Source organism: Anoxynatronum sibiricum (assembly GCF_039414295.1).
GTDB classification, from domain to species: Bacteria; Bacillota; Clostridia; order Peptostreptococcales; family Tindalliaceae; genus Anoxynatronum; species Anoxynatronum sibiricum.
Genome location: NZ_JBCITM010000104.1, coordinates 1 through 234 on the forward strand (window position 1 = coordinate 1; position 234 = coordinate 234).

Annotated in this window: 1 protein-coding gene; it reads right to left on the minus strand. The window is 53.8% G+C overall.

Annotated features, from left to right (window positions below; all coding sequences use genetic code 11):
• A partial coding sequence (locus AAIG11_RS18150) for a hypothetical protein (RefSeq protein WP_343187572.1) occupies positions 1-234 on the minus strand: 234 nt, incomplete at both ends.

The following is a 234-nucleotide window of genomic DNA, read 5'->3' on the forward strand; positions in this document are numbered from 1 at the left end:
TTTGACCAGGGGGACGAACCCAGAACTCAAACTCAGCCCCTGGAGGGTTGCTGGAAGCCCTTAAAGTAATGGCTTGGTTAACAGTTGAAGAAGAGCCCTGATCAACGGACACCTGAACAGAGGTAATGGATGCAGAGGAAACCTGGTGATCCCGGATATGGTCAACCCATTGAGTAGAGCCTGGCATTCTACCCCGAACGCCCACCTGCCAGGAGCCGGTAACAGAAGGCGTGT